This window comes from Serratia sp. GW822-FHT06D09, assembly GCF_058799515.1.
Genome location: NZ_JBXALO010000010.1, coordinates 95,998 through 109,235 on the forward strand (window position 1 = coordinate 95,998; position 13,238 = coordinate 109,235).

The 13,238-nt window shown below is 52.5% G+C and carries 18 protein-coding genes; 9 read left to right on the forward strand and 9 right to left on the reverse strand.

Translation table 11 applies throughout. The annotated features are described in order from the left end of the window. Window positions 1-43: 43 nt before the first annotated feature. On the reverse strand, window positions 44-673 hold the full coding sequence (rlmE, locus tag AC1RKG_RS20855) for a 23S rRNA (uridine(2552)-2'-O)-methyltransferase RlmE (RefSeq protein WP_012004940.1): 630 nt from the start codon (window positions 671-673) through the stop codon (window positions 44-46). 144 nt (window positions 674-817) lie between these two features. On the opposite strand from rlmE, the gene yhbY reads away from it, so the two are divergent. Next, window positions 818-1,111: a ribosome assembly RNA-binding protein YhbY gene (yhbY, locus tag AC1RKG_RS20860; protein WP_004933536.1), complete on the forward strand. Its 294-nt coding sequence runs from the start codon at window positions 818-820 to the stop codon at window positions 1,109-1,111. Between the two features lie 114 nt (window positions 1,112-1,225). Here yhbY and greA read toward each other — a convergent pair whose 3' ends face one another. Then, complete coding sequence (gene greA, locus AC1RKG_RS20865; protein ID WP_020824947.1) at window positions 1,226-1,702, reverse strand: transcription elongation factor GreA; 477 nt, start codon at window positions 1,700-1,702, stop codon at window positions 1,226-1,228. A 256-nt stretch (window positions 1,703-1,958) separates the two neighbouring features. Between greA and dacB the strand changes: the two genes are divergently transcribed. Genes dacB through pmrB form a run of 3 tightly spaced genes read left to right on the forward strand, consistent with a single transcriptional unit; the run spans window position 1,959 to window position 5,124 of the window. Beyond that, window positions 1,959-3,392: a serine-type D-Ala-D-Ala carboxypeptidase gene (gene dacB, locus AC1RKG_RS20870; RefSeq protein WP_234530566.1), complete on the forward strand. Its 1,434-nt coding sequence runs from the start codon at window positions 1,959-1,961 to the stop codon at window positions 3,390-3,392. A gap of 8 nt (window positions 3,393-3,400) precedes the next feature. Then, on the forward strand, window positions 3,401-4,063 hold the full coding sequence (gene pmrA, locus AC1RKG_RS20875; protein WP_122076761.1) for a two-component system response regulator PmrA: 663 nt from the start codon (window positions 3,401-3,403) through the stop codon (window positions 4,061-4,063). Continuing rightward, entirely contained in the window at window positions 4,060-5,124 is a 1,065-nt protein-coding gene (gene pmrB / locus AC1RKG_RS20880) for a two-component system sensor histidine kinase PmrB (protein ID WP_122076758.1), read from the forward strand. Before pmrA ends, pmrB begins: the two co-directional genes overlap by 4 nt. 50 nt (window positions 5,125-5,174) lie before the next feature. Here the strand turns inward: pmrB and cgtA are convergent, their stop codons facing one another. From cgtA to rplU, 4 genes are all read right to left on the reverse strand, one after another. Continuing rightward, a complete protein-coding gene (gene cgtA / locus AC1RKG_RS20885) occupies window positions 5,175-6,347 on the reverse strand; it encodes an Obg family GTPase CgtA (RefSeq protein WP_020824943.1) in 1,173 nt (390 codons plus the stop codon). A gap of 16 nt (window positions 6,348-6,363) precedes the next feature. Next, window positions 6,364-7,335 carry a DMT family transporter gene (locus tag AC1RKG_RS20890; protein WP_041415179.1) on the reverse strand — a complete coding sequence of 324 codons (972 nt, stop codon included), beginning with the start codon at window positions 7,333-7,335 and terminating at the stop codon, window positions 6,364-6,366. Between the two features lie 106 nt (window positions 7,336-7,441). Then, window positions 7,442-7,699 (reverse strand): 50S ribosomal protein L27, encoded by a 258-nt coding sequence (gene rpmA, locus AC1RKG_RS20895; protein WP_004933559.1) that lies wholly within the window; start codon window positions 7,697-7,699, stop codon window positions 7,442-7,444. A gap of 17 nt (window positions 7,700-7,716) precedes the next feature. Then, window positions 7,717-8,028, reverse strand: coding sequence for a 50S ribosomal protein L21 (gene rplU / locus AC1RKG_RS20900; protein WP_004933561.1), 312 nt, complete (start codon window positions 8,026-8,028; stop codon window positions 7,717-7,719). Window positions 8,029-8,297: 269 nt separating this feature from the next. Between rplU and ispB the strand changes: the two genes are divergently transcribed. After that, on the forward strand, window positions 8,298-9,269 hold the full coding sequence (ispB, locus tag AC1RKG_RS20905; protein ID WP_020824941.1) for an octaprenyl diphosphate synthase: 972 nt from the start codon (window positions 8,298-8,300) through the stop codon (window positions 9,267-9,269). A 49-nt stretch (window positions 9,270-9,318) separates the two neighbouring features. Here ispB and AC1RKG_RS20910 read toward each other — a convergent pair whose 3' ends face one another. Continuing rightward, a complete protein-coding gene (locus tag AC1RKG_RS20910; protein ID WP_259219890.1) occupies window positions 9,319-9,669 on the reverse strand; it encodes a DNA-binding protein in 351 nt (116 codons plus the stop codon). A gap of 182 nt (window positions 9,670-9,851) precedes the next feature. Between AC1RKG_RS20910 and AC1RKG_RS20915 the strand changes: the two genes are divergently transcribed. Further along, window positions 9,852-10,112 carry a helix-turn-helix domain-containing protein gene (locus tag AC1RKG_RS20915; protein WP_020824939.1) on the forward strand — a complete coding sequence of 87 codons (261 nt, stop codon included), beginning with the start codon at window positions 9,852-9,854 and terminating at the stop codon, window positions 10,110-10,112. Between the two features lie 68 nt (window positions 10,113-10,180). On the opposite strand, the gene mdh is transcribed toward AC1RKG_RS20915, so the two are convergent. Then, a complete protein-coding gene (gene mdh / locus AC1RKG_RS20920; RefSeq protein WP_020824938.1) occupies window positions 10,181-11,119 on the reverse strand; it encodes a malate dehydrogenase in 939 nt (312 codons plus the stop codon). 251 nt (window positions 11,120-11,370) lie between these two features. After that, entirely contained in the window at window positions 11,371-11,538 is a 168-nt protein-coding gene (locus tag AC1RKG_RS20925) for a hypothetical protein (RefSeq protein ID WP_153263177.1), read from the reverse strand. Between the two features lie 47 nt (window positions 11,539-11,585). Here AC1RKG_RS20925 and argR point away from each other — a divergent pair, with 47 nt between their 5' ends. From argR to yhcN (AC1RKG_RS20940), 3 genes are all read left to right on the forward strand, one after another. After that, a complete protein-coding gene (gene argR, locus AC1RKG_RS20930; protein WP_020824937.1) occupies window positions 11,586-12,056 on the forward strand; it encodes a transcriptional regulator ArgR in 471 nt (156 codons plus the stop codon). A gap of 405 nt (window positions 12,057-12,461) precedes the next feature. Continuing rightward, the gene (gene yhcN, locus AC1RKG_RS20935) at window positions 12,462-12,725 is read left to right on the forward strand and encodes a peroxide/acid stress response protein YhcN (RefSeq protein ID WP_259219882.1); all 264 of its coding nucleotides are present in this window, start codon (window positions 12,462-12,464) and stop codon (window positions 12,723-12,725) included. 124 nt (window positions 12,726-12,849) lie between these two features. After that, window positions 12,850-13,113, forward strand: a complete 264-nt coding sequence (gene yhcN / locus AC1RKG_RS20940) for a peroxide/acid stress response protein YhcN (protein ID WP_020824935.1) — start codon at window positions 12,850-12,852, stop codon at window positions 13,111-13,113. The last annotated feature ends 125 nt before the right edge of the window (window positions 13,114-13,238 follow it).

The following is a 13,238-nucleotide window of genomic DNA, read 5'->3' on the forward strand; positions in this document are numbered from 1 at the left end:
TTAACCTCATATTACAACTGTGTTAACAAACAGCGTTAGGGTACTACAGCTTGCGCCCTGTCGCTACAATGTACACTTCGCGCGAACGTGCGCGGGAAGCGTCTGGCTTACGAATCTTAACCTTCGTAAACAGGGAGCGAATTTCCCGTAGGTACTCGTCAAAGCCATCTCCCTGGAACACCTTCACCAGGAAACTTCCGCCTGGTGCGAGGACATCACGACACATTCCCAGTGCTAATTCCACCAGATACATCGATCTTGGAATATCGACGGCCGGAGTGCCACTCATATTCGGGGCCATGTCAGACATGACCACCTGAACCTTACTTTCACCTACACGTTCCAACAGAGCCTTGAGCACCAGTTCATCACGAAAATCGCCCTGAAGGAAATCGACGCCAACGATAGGATCCATTGGCAAAATATCACAGGCGATGATGCGGCCGGAACCGCCAATCTGGGTCACGACATACTGCGACCAACCACCCGGCGCCGCACCTAAATCTACTACGGTCATGCCAGGTTTAAACAGTTTGTCACTCTGCTGTATTTCATCAAGTTTAAACCAGGCGCGCGAACGTAGCCCTTTTTTCTGCGCCTGTTGCACATATTTATCGCTAAAGTGTTCTTGTAACCAGCGACTGGAGCTAGCAGAACGCTTTTTATTAGCCATCTCGTTTTCCAACTATCATAAAAAGAGTCTTAATGTCAGGTTCGCAGCTCATGTAGACTCACACCGATGAAGACCGATTTGGTGATATACATGAGATGGCGGTAGAATGTACCGTTTTCAATCCCAACTTAAGCAAAAAAGACAATGAATCTGAATAATAAACAAAAACAGCACCTGAAAGGCCTGGCGCATCCGTTAAAACCGGTTGTCATGCTGGGTAATAACGGTCTCACCGAAGGGGTGCTGGCTGAAATTGAACAGGCTCTGGAGCATCATGAGCTGATCAAGGTAAAAATCGCTGCTGAAGATCGCGAAACCAAAACCCTGATCGCCGACGCTATCGTGCGCGAAACGGGTGCCTGCAATGTGCAAGTCATCGGTAGTACGCTTATTCTTTACCGCCCGTCTAAAGAGCGCAAGATCAGTCTACCGCGTTAATAAGCATTGGGTTAACGAAAAGGTGCCATGCACCTGATTCAGATAAAAGGCCGCACGCGGCCTTTTTCCTTTCTTTACAAAACCCTGGCGATTTTCTGCACGATTGGAAGGTGATCAGAGATATTCAACCTTCAAGATCTCATAATCGACATCGCCACCCGGGGTTTTTATCACAACCACATCATCTTGTTCTTTGCCGATCAGGCCACGTGCCATAGGCGAATTGACAGAAATCAGATTTTTCTTGAAATCAGCTTCGTCGTCGCCAACGATACGGTAGGTCACTTCTTCTTCGCTATCCAGGTTCAGCACCGATACGGTAGCGCCAAAAATCACGCGGCCATTGTTTGGCATCTTGGTGATATCGATCACCTGCGCGTTCGACAGCTTGGCTTCAATTTCCTGGATACGTCCTTCACAGAATCCCTGCTGCTCACGCGCCGCATGGTACTCTGCGTTTTCTTTCAAATCGCCGTGTTCACGGGCGTCAGCGATGTCCGCAATGATTTTCGGACGGCGCACGCCTTTCAAATATTCGAGTTCTTCGCGCAGTTTTTCAGCGCCAAACAAGGTCATCGGAATCTGTTTCATAGTATAAATACCTCTAAATCTTTCCTGTTCAAATAGCCGTCATCCTGACGTGTTCGTATGAAAAAACGGTGGGTACGTGCCCCCCGCCTCCAGGCGATAAACAAAAGAAGCCTGACTCGGAACCCTTGCCCAAGTCAGGATCGATTTTGCATTTTGATACGCATTTTAGCCTAGAGTTCCTTGAGGGTCATCGTTTACTTTTTCCCTGAATGCACCGTAGTATGACGGCACGTTATCCAGCTGTTATCCCGAGATTATGCGTTTTTCACGAATTGTCAGTGCATTGGCTTGCGCATTTGTTCTGAATGCGAATGCGGCCCCGGTTGAAGATTACACACAATATTTGCCTGATGGGGCCAACCTTGCCCTGGTAGTTCAGAAGATCGGCGCTAGCGCTCCGACCATCGATTATCACTCTCAGCAAATGGCGTTGCCGGCCAGTACCCAAAAAGTACTGACCGCTTTAGCTGCCTTGTTGCAGCTCGGCCCAGACTATCGCTTCACCACCACGCTGGAGAGCCAGGGCGACATCAGCGACGGCGTGCTGCGCGGCAACCTGATTGCCCGCTTTGGCGGCGATCCGACCTTTAAGCGCCAGAGCCTGCGCAACATGGTGGCGATCCTGAAAAAACAGGGCGTGCACCAGATTACCGGCGATGTGCTGGTCGATACCTCGGTATTCGCCAGCCATGACAAAGCCCCCGGCTGGCCGTGGAACGACCTGACGCAGTGTTTCAGCGCACCGCCGGCGGCGGCGATAGTCGACCGCAACTGTTTCTCGGTGTCGCTGTACAGCGCCCCCAATCCGGGCGATATGGCCTTTATTCGCGTGGCCTCCTATTATCCGGTCAATATGTTTAGCCAGGTTCGCACGTTGGCGAAAGGGTCCGCGGATGCCCAATACTGCGAGCTGGATGTGGTGCCGGGCGAATTGAACCGCTTTACCCTAACCGGTTGCCTGACCCAACGCAGCGATCCCCTGCCGCTGGCCTTCGCCATTCAGGATGGTGCCAGCTATGCCGGGGCGATCCTGAAAGATGAGCTGACCCAGGCCGGTATCCAGATTGACGGACACCTGAAGCGCCAGACACAGCCGGGCCTGAAAGGCACGGTGATCGCCCAGACTCAATCAGCACCGTTGCACGAATTGCTGAAGATTATGCTGAAGAAATCGGACAACATGATTGCCGATACCGTCTTCCGCACCATCGGTCATGAACGTTTTGGCGTTCCAGGTACCTGGCGTGCCGGCGCTGACGCCGTGCGTCAGGTGCTGCGTCAGAAGGCCGGCGTGGATTTGGGCAACAGCATCGTGGTAGACGGCTCAGGCCTTTCACGCCATAACCTGCTGGCTCCGGCGACCATGATGCAGGCGCTGCAATACATTGCGCAGCATGACAGCGAGCTGAACTTTATTTCGATGCTGCCGCTGTCCGGTTACGACGGAACGCTGCGCTACCGTGGCGGGCTGCACGAAGCCGGTGTCGACGGTAAAGTTTCCGCCAAAACCGGTGCGCTGCAGGGCGTATATAACCTGGCCGGATTTATCACTACCGCCAGCGGCCAGCGTTTTGCCTTCGTACAGTATCTTTCAGGCTATGCCGTACCGCCGGAAGATCAAAAGCAGCGTCGAGCGCCACTGGTTCGTTTCGAAAGCCGTCTGTACCGGGATATTTATCAGAATAACTGAGGGTTATGATGAAACTGCTGATTGTGGAAGACGATGAGCTGCTGCAACAAGGGTTGGCACTGGCATTAGCCGGGGAAGGCTATGCCTGTGACTGCGCCGCCACGGCAGCGGAGGCCAATGCTCTGCTCATCACCAGCCAATACAGCATGATTATCCTCGATCTGGGCTTGCCCGACATGGATGGTGCCAGCCTGCTGCGGCAGTGGCGCCGCCAGCAGGTCGACCTGCCAGTGCTGATTTTGACCGCCCGTGACGCACTGGAAGACCGGGTCGAGGGGCTGGACGCCGGTGCTGACGATTACCTGGTCAAGCCCTTCGCGTTAGTTGAACTACAGGCGCGCGTGCGCGCCCTGATCCGCCGCTATCAGGGCCACAGCGACAATCTTATTCAGTTGGACGATCTCCAGCTCAATCTCTCCAGCCAGCAGGTTTATGTTCAGCAGCAGCCGGTGGAGGTGACGCCGAAAGAATTCGCCATCCTCTCCCGGCTGATGATGCGCGCCGGTCAAACGGTTAATCGCGAGCTGTTGCAGCAGGATCTTTATACCTGGCAGGATGATTTAGGCTCCAACACGCTGGAAGTGCATATCCATAACCTGCGCCGCAAATTGGGCAAGGACCGCATCCGTACCGTTCGTGGCATTGGCTATCGTCTGGAATCCTCATCATGATCAGCATGCGCCGTCGTCTGTTGTTGATGCTGGCGCTGATCCTGTTGGTCACCCAGTTAATCAGCGCCTTTTGGCTCTGGCATGAAAGCCAGGAGCAAATCAGTTTCCTGGTGGATGAAACCCTGTCGGCCAAGGTGCGTACCGAGCGTGTCGATACGGAAATCGCCGAGGCGATAGCCTCACTGCTCGCCCCTTCGCTGATCATGATGATCGTCACCCTGCTGGCCTCATTCTGGGCTATCAGCTGGATTATTCGCCCGCTCAATCAGCTGCAGCAACGGTTGGAGAAGCGTTCCGCCGATAACCTGACGCCTCTGCCGCTCAGCGGAGACAGCCTCGAAATTATGGCGGTCACCACCACACTCAACCAACTGTTCTCACGGTTGGATAACACCATTCAACAGGAACGACTGTTCACCGCAGATGCCGCACATGAGTTACGTACGCCACTGGCGGGGATACGACTGCACCTGGAGTTAATGGAAAAACAGGGGGTCCCGCAAAGTAAGCCGTTGATCACCCGCATCGATCAACTGATGCATACCGTCGAACAATTGCTGATGCTCGCACGCGCCGGACAAGACTTTGCCAGCGGCCACTATCAGCGTTTCGATTGGGTGAGCGACGTGATCCTGCCGCTACAAGAAGAACTTGAGGAGTTGACCCGCCAGCGCGGACAAAAACTGCAATGGCAGCTCCCGGCAGCGGCCCCGATGCATGGCGATCCGGTCCTGCTTCGCCTGCTGCTGCGTAATCTGGTAGAAAATGCTCACCGCTACAGCCCGGAAGGCAGCAGCATTCAGGTGCAGCTGACACAGCAGAAACCCGGCTATCAGTTGCAGGTGACGGATGAAGGCCCGGGAATCAAAGAACAAATGGAAGGTGAGCTCACTCAGGCATTCCGCCGTATGGATCAGCGCTATGGCGGCAGCGGACTGGGACTGAACATCGTCACCCGCATAGTGCAACTGCATCAGGGCCGTCTGACTCTGGAAAATCGCCAGGATACCCACGGGCTGAATGCACAATGCTGGTTACCTGAGAATGTCCTGAAAAAATAATGCCAATAAAAAAGGGCCCAGTTTTTAACTGAGCCCTTTTCTTTGCAAGATTATTTCTGGTAAATGATTTCGACGCCTTCGTCGTCATCTTCGTCCCAGTCATCATCCCAATCGTCTTCCGCTTCAGCTTCCACTTCAGCGATCTGTTCACGGTGGTAATCATCCCACATGAACTCGACTTTCTCCGGTGCGCTTTCTTCGATAGCCATGGCTTTCGGTTGGGTGTTGATGAACTTCATCACGTCCCAGCACAGCGCATTCACGCCTTCGCGATTCACCGCGGAGATCATGTAGTACTTGCCTTCCCAGCCCATGCCTTCTGCAATCGCCTTGGCGCGCTCGGCAGCTTCTTCCTCACCTATCAGGTCAACCTTGTTGAAAACCAGCCAGCGTGGCTTCTGCGCCAGATTTTCGCTGTATTGATTCAACTCGTTGATAATGACTTTGGCGTTTTCTACCGGATCGGATTCATCGATAGGTGCGATATCCACCAGGTGCAGCAGAACGCGGCAACGCTCCAGGTGCTTCAGGAAGCGAATACCCAGGCCGGCACCGTCGGAAGCCCCTTCGATCAAGCCAGGAATGTCGGCAATAACGAAGCTCTGTTCGTGATCCATACGTACCACGCCCAGGCTTGGGACCAGAGTGGTAAATGGATAGTCGGCCACTTTCGGCTTAGCGGCAGACACTGCACGAATGAAGGTGGATTTGCCGGCGTTTGGCAGGCCAAGCATGCCAACATCGGCCAGCAGCAACAGCTCCAGCAAGATGTCACGTGCTTCACCGGCGGTGCCCAGCGTTTTCTGGCGCGGCGCACGGTTAACTGATGATTTAAAACGGGTGTTGCCCAAACCGTGCCAACCGCCCTTCGCCACCATCAGACGTTGTTCATGGCGAGTCATGTCACCGAGGATCTCACCGGTGCCCTGATCCTGCACGCGGGTACCGACCGGTACCTTGATGGTGATATCTTTGCCACGCTTGCCGGTACAGTCACGGCTTTGGCCGTTCTGGCCACGTTCAGCACGGAAAGATTTCTCAAAGCGGTAGTCGATCAGCGTGTTGAGGTTTTCGTCCGCCAACAGATAGACGTCGCCGCCATCGCCGCCGTCACCGCCATCAGGGCCGCCGTTCGGGATATACTTTTCGCGGCGGAAGCTGACGCAACCATTACCACCGTCACCTGCAACGACCAAAATCGCTGCTTCATCTACAAACTTCATTTACCGTCTCCGTAAATCATTCACCGGGCTGCTTCAAAGGAGCAACCAGGCGGGTTTCTGCCCGTCGCGGCCACCAACGGTGACCAATTGCGGAAAACATGGCGCCCGCTACCACGACGAAAGCGCCGACATAACCGACGACATTCAATGTCGGGGCGGCGAATACGTGTGGCCAGGCCAGCGCCAACAAATCTGAAAACAGCAGGGTAAACAGCGGGGTCAGCGTGATTAACGCACTCACCTGCGCCGCCTGCCAGCGCGCCATGGCTTCCGCCAGCGCACCATAGCCAATCAGCGTGTTGGCGCCACAGAACAGCAAACAGGCTAATTGCCAGCCGCTGAGCTGGAAAATCACCTCAGGCTTGGCCAGAGGGAATAGCGCGATCGCACATAAAGTGTACAACATTACCAGAATTTGCGGCGAGGCTAATCGACGTAGCAACACTTTCTGCGCCACGCCATAAGTCACCCAGACCATCGCCGCACACACGCCCAACAGCACCCCCAGGGTGTAATCCGTCAGGCGGGTGAAAATCTCAATCAGGCTGACATTGAAGAACAACAGCAGCCCGCAAATCAGCATCAGTGCGCCAATCACCTGGGTGATGCGCATCCGCTCTTTTAAAACCAGCACGCTGGCAAACATCATACCGACCGGCGACAGCTGGCCGATGACCTGCGATGCGGTCGGGCTAAGGTACTGCAACGAAGAGCTGAAGAAGATAAAATTCCCCAGCAAGCCCGCGGTGGCGATGGCCAAAATCAGCAGCCAGCGTGGTTGACGGAACATGGTCACCGGCGGCAATCTGCCGCGCACGGCCAAAATGATCCCCAGCCCCAGCGCCGCGATGGTAAATCGATACCAAACGACGGTAAACGGCTCCATCACTACCAGCACTTCTTTCATCGCAATCGGCAATGCACCCCAGCAAACTGCCGTAGTTACCGCCAGGAAAATGCCAATTCCGACCTGCTGTTTCGTTTCCATCTTACCTTTTGCCAGCGCTGACGGGCCGATGCACAAGCAGCCCATAAATGTAAAAAGCCCCGCAACGAGTTGCGGGGCTTACATCTATTTCGTAAGGCTCGAAAAATTATTCAGCTTCGATGCTGATGAATTTACGATTGCTCGGGCCTTTAACTTCGAATTTGACTTTACCGTCTTTCAAAGCAAACAGAGTGTGGTCTTTGCCGCAACCCACGTTGGTACCAGCGTGGAATTTAGTGCCGCGCTGACGAACGATGATGCTGCCTGCCAGTACTGCTTCGCCGCCAAAGCGTTTAACGCCCAGACGTTTAGCTTCTGAATCGCGACCGTTACGAGTCGAGCCGCCAGCCTTTTTGTGTGCCATTAATCTGCTCCCCTAACTTAAGCGCTGATGCCGGTGATTTTAACGTCAGTGAACCACTGACGGTGGCCCTGCTGCTTACGATGGTGCTTACGACGACGAAACTTAACAATCTTAATTTTCTCGCCACGACCGTGAGCAACGACTTCAGCTTTGATCTTACCGCCATCGACGAAAGGAACGCCGATTTTGATATCTTCGCCATTAGCAATCATCAGAATCTGGTCAAACTCAACAGCTTCACCAGTTGCGATGTCCAGCTTTTCCAAGCGAACGGTTTGACCTTCGCTTACTCGGTGTTGTTTACCACCACTTTGGAAAACCGCGTACATATAAAACTCCGCTTTCCGCGTGCCCAACTGTTCAGTACAGAGCGCGCTATAAATATTCACAATAGGGCGCGAATTCTACGCAATAATCCAGCATATGACAAGAGCAGAATAAGACCAGAAGTACAAAAAAGAAGAAAAAAAGCACAGTTTCTTTCATGGCGTTTATCTGAGGCGTTTTTCAAGTACAATCAGTAGGACAGTTACCGCCATGTACCGATGTGAGCAGCGATCTCAACGCGGTGAAGAGAAACACAGCTGAAAAAAATACAATGAACCTAGAGCAAATTACCGAGTTAACCGCGCAAGATATGGCGGCCGTGAACGCAACAATTCTCGAACAGCTGAATTCCGATGTCACGCTCATCAATCAGCTTGGCTATTACATTATCAGTGGTGGCGGTAAACGCATCCGCCCGATGATCGCCGTTCTGGCGGCGCGGGCATTGCATTATCAGGGTGATAAACACATTACCGTCGCTGCGCTGATCGAATTCATTCATACCGCAACCCTGCTGCATGATGATGTGGTGGATGAATCCGATATGCGTCGCGGCAAGGCCACTGCCAATGCCGCCTTCGGCAATGCCGCCAGCGTATTGGTTGGCGACTTCATCTATACGCGTGCTTTCCAGATGATGACCAGCCTGGAATCGCTCCGTGTATTGGCGCTGATGTCCGAGGCGGTCAATGTGATTGCCGAAGGTGAAGTGCTGCAGTTAATGAACGTGAACGATCCGAACATTACCGAAGAAAGCTACATGCGGGTGATCTACAGCAAAACCGCACGCCTGTTCGAAGCGGCGGCACAATCTTCGGCGATCCTTTCGGGCGCCAGCGAGGCAGAAGAAAAAGCGCTGCAGGATTACGGCCGCTATCTTGGCACCGCCTTCCAGCTGATCGACGACCTGCTCGATTACAGCGCCGACGGCAGCACCCTGGGTAAAAATACCGGTGACGATCTTAACGAGGGCAAACCGACGCTGCCCTTGCTGCATGCCATGCATAATAGTGAAGGCGAGCAGAAAGCCATGATCCGCGGCGCGATTGAACAGGGCAACGGTCGTCATTTGCTGGAGCCGGTTTTACAGGCCATGGAGCAATGCGGCTCGCTGGAATATACCCGCCAACGCGCTGAGGAAGAGGCCGACAAGGCGATTGCCGCACTGCAGGTGCTGCCGGAGTCTGCCCACCGTGCCGCGCTGGAAGGATTAGCCCATCTTGCAGTTCAACGCGATTTTTAAGAAATAATAAACGCCCTGCAGTTTCCACAGACCCGCGATGCGGGTCTGTTCATTTCCCCGGAAAGACACGCGCCAGCAGGCCGCCAATCCCTTCCCGCATCAGGAAAGCCAACATCTTTTCGCGTTCGCTCTCCGTCAGGTGGTAGTAATACTCAATCCACACCGTCAGCGGATCCTTGCGCTCAACTCCATACAGCGCCGGCTCCTCTTTCAAGATCAGTAAATTGCGCGTACCGGTCGGCAAACTGTCAATGTGATACTCCAGCGCCTTTCCCTGTACGCCTTTGCGCCGGCGGCTGATCCAGCCTTCACGACGCGCCATCAAGTTTATTCCCTGTGGTGAGGAAGGTAACCCTGCCACGCCGGTCAATTCCTTGGCGGCAAACCACTCTTTTTTCATGGCCATGTTCTCTGGGCAAAAGTAGGCGAAGATCTTTTTTAGGAAATTTATTGGATATTTTTTAAGAAATTTAGTGGTATCCTAGTTTCCGTATAAGCGTTTCATGTTGTTCAAACGATTAATCTTGACCTGTTAGTTATACCACTAACAGAACTTTCGCTAATCAAAAAAGGAATGCAAACATGAACTCAAGGAACAAGGATTGGCATCCGGCGGATATCATTGCGGCTTTACGTAAGAAGGGAACGACACTGGCGGCGGTGTCGCGCAAGGCAGGACTTAGCTCATCAACGCTGGCAAACGCACTGTCGCGTCCCTGGCCAAAAGGAGAATGGCTGATTGCCGAAACGCTCGATATACACCCTGCGGAAATCTGGCCGAGCCGCTATTTCGATCCCCATACCAATAACTTACTGGATCGAAAAGCCCGTATTCGGTCCTAGCTGCGGGCATAAAAAAACCGCCGGTACGTTGTCCGGCGGCCTATGCATACTCATGCACTGCTGGATGATCAGTTATTGATAAACTTTTCGCCCAGTTCGATATCTTTGTGCAGAACATCCAGCATGTCTTCCAGCGCTTTCTGTTCGAACGCGCTCAGAGTGCCGATGTCTTTGCGTTCTTCAACGCCATTCTTACCCAGCACCAGCGGCTGCGCGAAGAAGCGAGCGTATTTGCCATCGCCTTCCACATAAGCACATTCCACCACGCCTTTTTCGCCTTGCAACGCACGAACCAGAGACAGGCCGAAACGCGCCGCCGCCTGGCCCATAGACAGGGTTGCAGACCCGCCGCCGGCTTTGGCTTCAACCACTTCAGTACCCGCATTTTGGATACGCTTGGTCAGATCGGCCACTTCCTGATCGGTAAAGCTCACGCCAGGGATCTGCGACAGCAGCGGCAAAATGGTCACGCCAGAGTGTCCGCCGATAACCGGCACGTTCAGCTCTTCCGGTTTTTTGCCTTTCAGCTCAGCCACAAAGGTGTTGGAACGGATGATATCCAGCGAGGTCACGCCGAACAGTTTGTTCTTGTCATAAACACCGGCTTTCTTCAGCACTTCTGCCGCGATAGCCACGGTGGTGTTGACCGGGTTGGTGATAATGCCGATGCAGGCTTTCGGGCAGGTGGTTGCCACTTGCTGGATCAGATTACGCACGATACCTGCGTTCACGTTGAACAGATCTGAACGATCCATACCTGGTTTACGCGCAACGCCTGCAGAAATCAGCACCACGTCTGCACCGTGCAGAGCTGGAGTAGCGTCTTCGCCACTGAAGCCTTTGATTTTCACTGCGGTTGGGATGTGGCTTAAATCGACGGCAACGCCTGGGGTAACGGGGGCAATGTCGTAGAGAGAGAGTTCAGAACCTGAAGGAAGCTGGGTTTTGAGTAGAAGGGCGAGGGCCTGGCCGATACCGCCAGCAGCACCGAGAACTGCAACTTTCATCCTATACTCCTTTATTATCTTAAATATATAAAGCGCCGTGAATATGTTGGTTACGGACCTTAAATTATTACACCTTTAAAAACAATCTCTTAACAGTCTGTTTGAGAACTGGCGCAATAAAACAGCCGATGTCGCGCTCATTTTAGATTAAATAGCTTACGCATTAAGGGCATAGCGCACACTAATCAAAAATACTGCGAGGTTATTCACGAGCAAGTTAACCGGCGGTTACATTACACCCTTACACAACATCAGAACAACATCATTTTAATAACATTTTCTTTACCACCGAGGGCGGCATTTTCGGTCACCGAAAGGGCATATTCATGGGGTACGGATTTTGTTAAAATGCTGCCCTTTCCTCGTTGTCCGGGCATTGTTATTTTTTCCGGGCGTCCTTTGATTGCATAAAAATTCATTTATATGCATAATAATCACTTCTATTGTCAACATTCCACGGTGCAAAATGCGTAATCCCGCAAAGCAGGAAGATCTGATCAAGGCGTTTAAAGCGTTATTGAAAGAAGAAAAATTCAGTTCTCAAGGCGAGATTGTTTTGGCGCTGCAAGAAGAAGGCTTCGAAAACATCAACCAATCCAAAGTATCGCGCATGCTGACCAAGTTCGGCGCGGTGCGTACGCGCAATGCCAAAATGGAAATGGTGTATTGCCTTCCCGCTGAACTCGGCGTGCCGACCACTACCAGCCCGCTGAAGAATCTGGTGCTGGATGTCGATCATAACGATGCAGTTGTCGTTATCCACACCAGCCCCGGCGCCGCGCAGCTCATTGCTCGCCTGCTGGATTCTCTGGGCAAATCCGAAGGTATTCTCGGCACCATCGCCGGTGACGACACCATTTTCGTTACCCCAGCCAGCAGCTTTACCGCGCGCCAGCTGTACGAAGCCATCCTGACCCTGTTCGAACAGGAGCTGTGATGCATAACGCTAACAAAATGCGGCGAGCCGTCGCGTTTTGTTAGCGTTTCTTTAACCCCATCCTTACTTTTCCCCCTCCCCCTACCACTTTTAACGCCAGGTTTCTTTCTCTTCGCAACACATTTCAATGACATTTCCGCTTAGCTAGTGATAGCTACTGTGATCTTCCGCACTTTTGGTCAAAAGCACTTACCTTATTGAAATTACATAAATTTAACATCAAAAGATCGTTTTATAACCGCTTTTTATTCCATCTGGTTATAAAAGATAAGGATCGTCATAATAAAGTTTCACTAGAAACTGTTAGCGAACTATTAATTTTTGGCGTTACTAGATGTATACTCATTTCCGTGACGTAAATCACAGTTCGCTGGAACTGATAAAAGAATACGAAAAGGTCAAATCATGAAAATTAAATCTACCATTGCAACCATGAGCGTTCTCTCCATGCTTTCTTTCGGCGCATTTGCAGCACAATCTGTTGATGCAAGCCAGGCCGCAAAAATGCAATCTGCAGGCACCATTACCGTCAGCGGCGTTGCCGGTGCACCTTCAGATATCCGTCAGGCACTGTCTGAAAAAGCCGATGCCAAAGGGGCGACCGCTTACCGTGTAATCGAAGCACGCAACGAAGGTAACTTCCACGCGACAGCAGAAATTTACAAATAAGTACAAGGCGTTACCCGGCAACGGGCAATATAACTCTGGTACCGAGCACCACTGATAACAGCCTTCAAGTACAAAAACGCTGCAAAAGCCCTTCCAGGCGGTTATCACAACAGGACGCACTATCATGAACATGAAAACCACTCTCGCTGCACTTAGCCTGCTGTCTGTCGTTTCGTTCGGCGCTTCCGCCGCGACGTTAATCACTAACGACCAGGCCAATACGCTCCAGTCTGCCGGTACCATCACCGTCAGCGGCGTCACCGGCGCGCCTTCCGATATTCGCCAGGCCCTGTCTGACAAAGCCGATAAACAAGGCGCTAAAGCCTACCGCGTGATCGAAGCCTACGAAAACGGCAATTGGCACGCGACAGCCGAAATCTACAAATAACAATTCAGGGAACCCTGCTTACCGAACTGATTACCCTCGTCACTGCCACTGCCGAGTTCTATCGTAAGCACTGATTCCTTGAAGAAACTTCGTCGTCCTATCCGACGAACCCCGTTGCCCTCGCT

Bases quoted from the DNA above. Each gene is read 5' to 3' on its own strand.
- rlmE (WP_012004940.1), bottom strand. From the start codon at position 673: ATGGCTAATAAAAAGCGTTCTGCTAGCTCCAGTCGCTGGTTACAAGAA.
- yhbY (WP_004933536.1), top strand. From the start codon at position 818: ATGAATCTGAATAATAAACAAAAACAGCACCTGAAAGGCCTGGCGCAT.
- greA (WP_020824947.1), bottom strand. From the start codon at position 1,702: ATGAAACAGATTCCGATGACCTTGTTTGGCGCTGAAAAACTGCGCGAA.
- dacB (WP_234530566.1), top strand. From the start codon at position 1,959: ATGCGTTTTTCACGAATTGTCAGTGCATTGGCTTGCGCATTTGTTCTG.
- pmrA (WP_122076761.1), top strand. From the start codon at position 3,401: ATGAAACTGCTGATTGTGGAAGACGATGAGCTGCTGCAACAAGGGTTG.
- pmrB (WP_122076758.1), top strand. From the start codon at position 4,060: ATGATCAGCATGCGCCGTCGTCTGTTGTTGATGCTGGCGCTGATCCTG.
- cgtA (WP_020824943.1), bottom strand. From the start codon at position 6,347: ATGAAGTTTGTAGATGAAGCAGCGATTTTGGTCGTTGCAGGTGACGGT.
- AC1RKG_RS20890 (WP_041415179.1), bottom strand. From the start codon at position 7,335: ATGGAAACGAAACAGCAGGTCGGAATTGGCATTTTCCTGGCGGTAACT.
- rpmA (WP_004933559.1), bottom strand. From the start codon at position 7,699: ATGGCACACAAAAAGGCTGGCGGCTCGACTCGTAACGGTCGCGATTCA.
- rplU (WP_004933561.1), bottom strand. From the start codon at position 8,028: ATGTACGCGGTTTTCCAAAGTGGTGGTAAACAACACCGAGTAAGCGAA.
- ispB (WP_020824941.1), top strand. From the start codon at position 8,298: ATGAACCTAGAGCAAATTACCGAGTTAACCGCGCAAGATATGGCGGCC.
- AC1RKG_RS20910 (WP_259219890.1), bottom strand. From the start codon at position 9,669: ATGAAAAAAGAGTGGTTTGCCGCCAAGGAATTGACCGGCGTGGCAGGG.
- AC1RKG_RS20915 (WP_020824939.1), top strand. From the start codon at position 9,852: ATGAACTCAAGGAACAAGGATTGGCATCCGGCGGATATCATTGCGGCT.
- mdh (WP_020824938.1), bottom strand. From the start codon at position 11,119: ATGAAAGTTGCAGTTCTCGGTGCTGCTGGCGGTATCGGCCAGGCCCTC.
- AC1RKG_RS20925 (WP_153263177.1), bottom strand. From the start codon at position 11,538: ATGAATTTTTATGCAATCAAAGGACGCCCGGAAAAAATAACAATGCCC.
- argR (WP_020824937.1), top strand. From the start codon at position 11,586: ATGCGTAATCCCGCAAAGCAGGAAGATCTGATCAAGGCGTTTAAAGCG.
- yhcN (WP_259219882.1), top strand. From the start codon at position 12,462: ATGAAAATTAAATCTACCATTGCAACCATGAGCGTTCTCTCCATGCTT.
- yhcN (WP_020824935.1), top strand. From the start codon at position 12,850: ATGAACATGAAAACCACTCTCGCTGCACTTAGCCTGCTGTCTGTCGTT.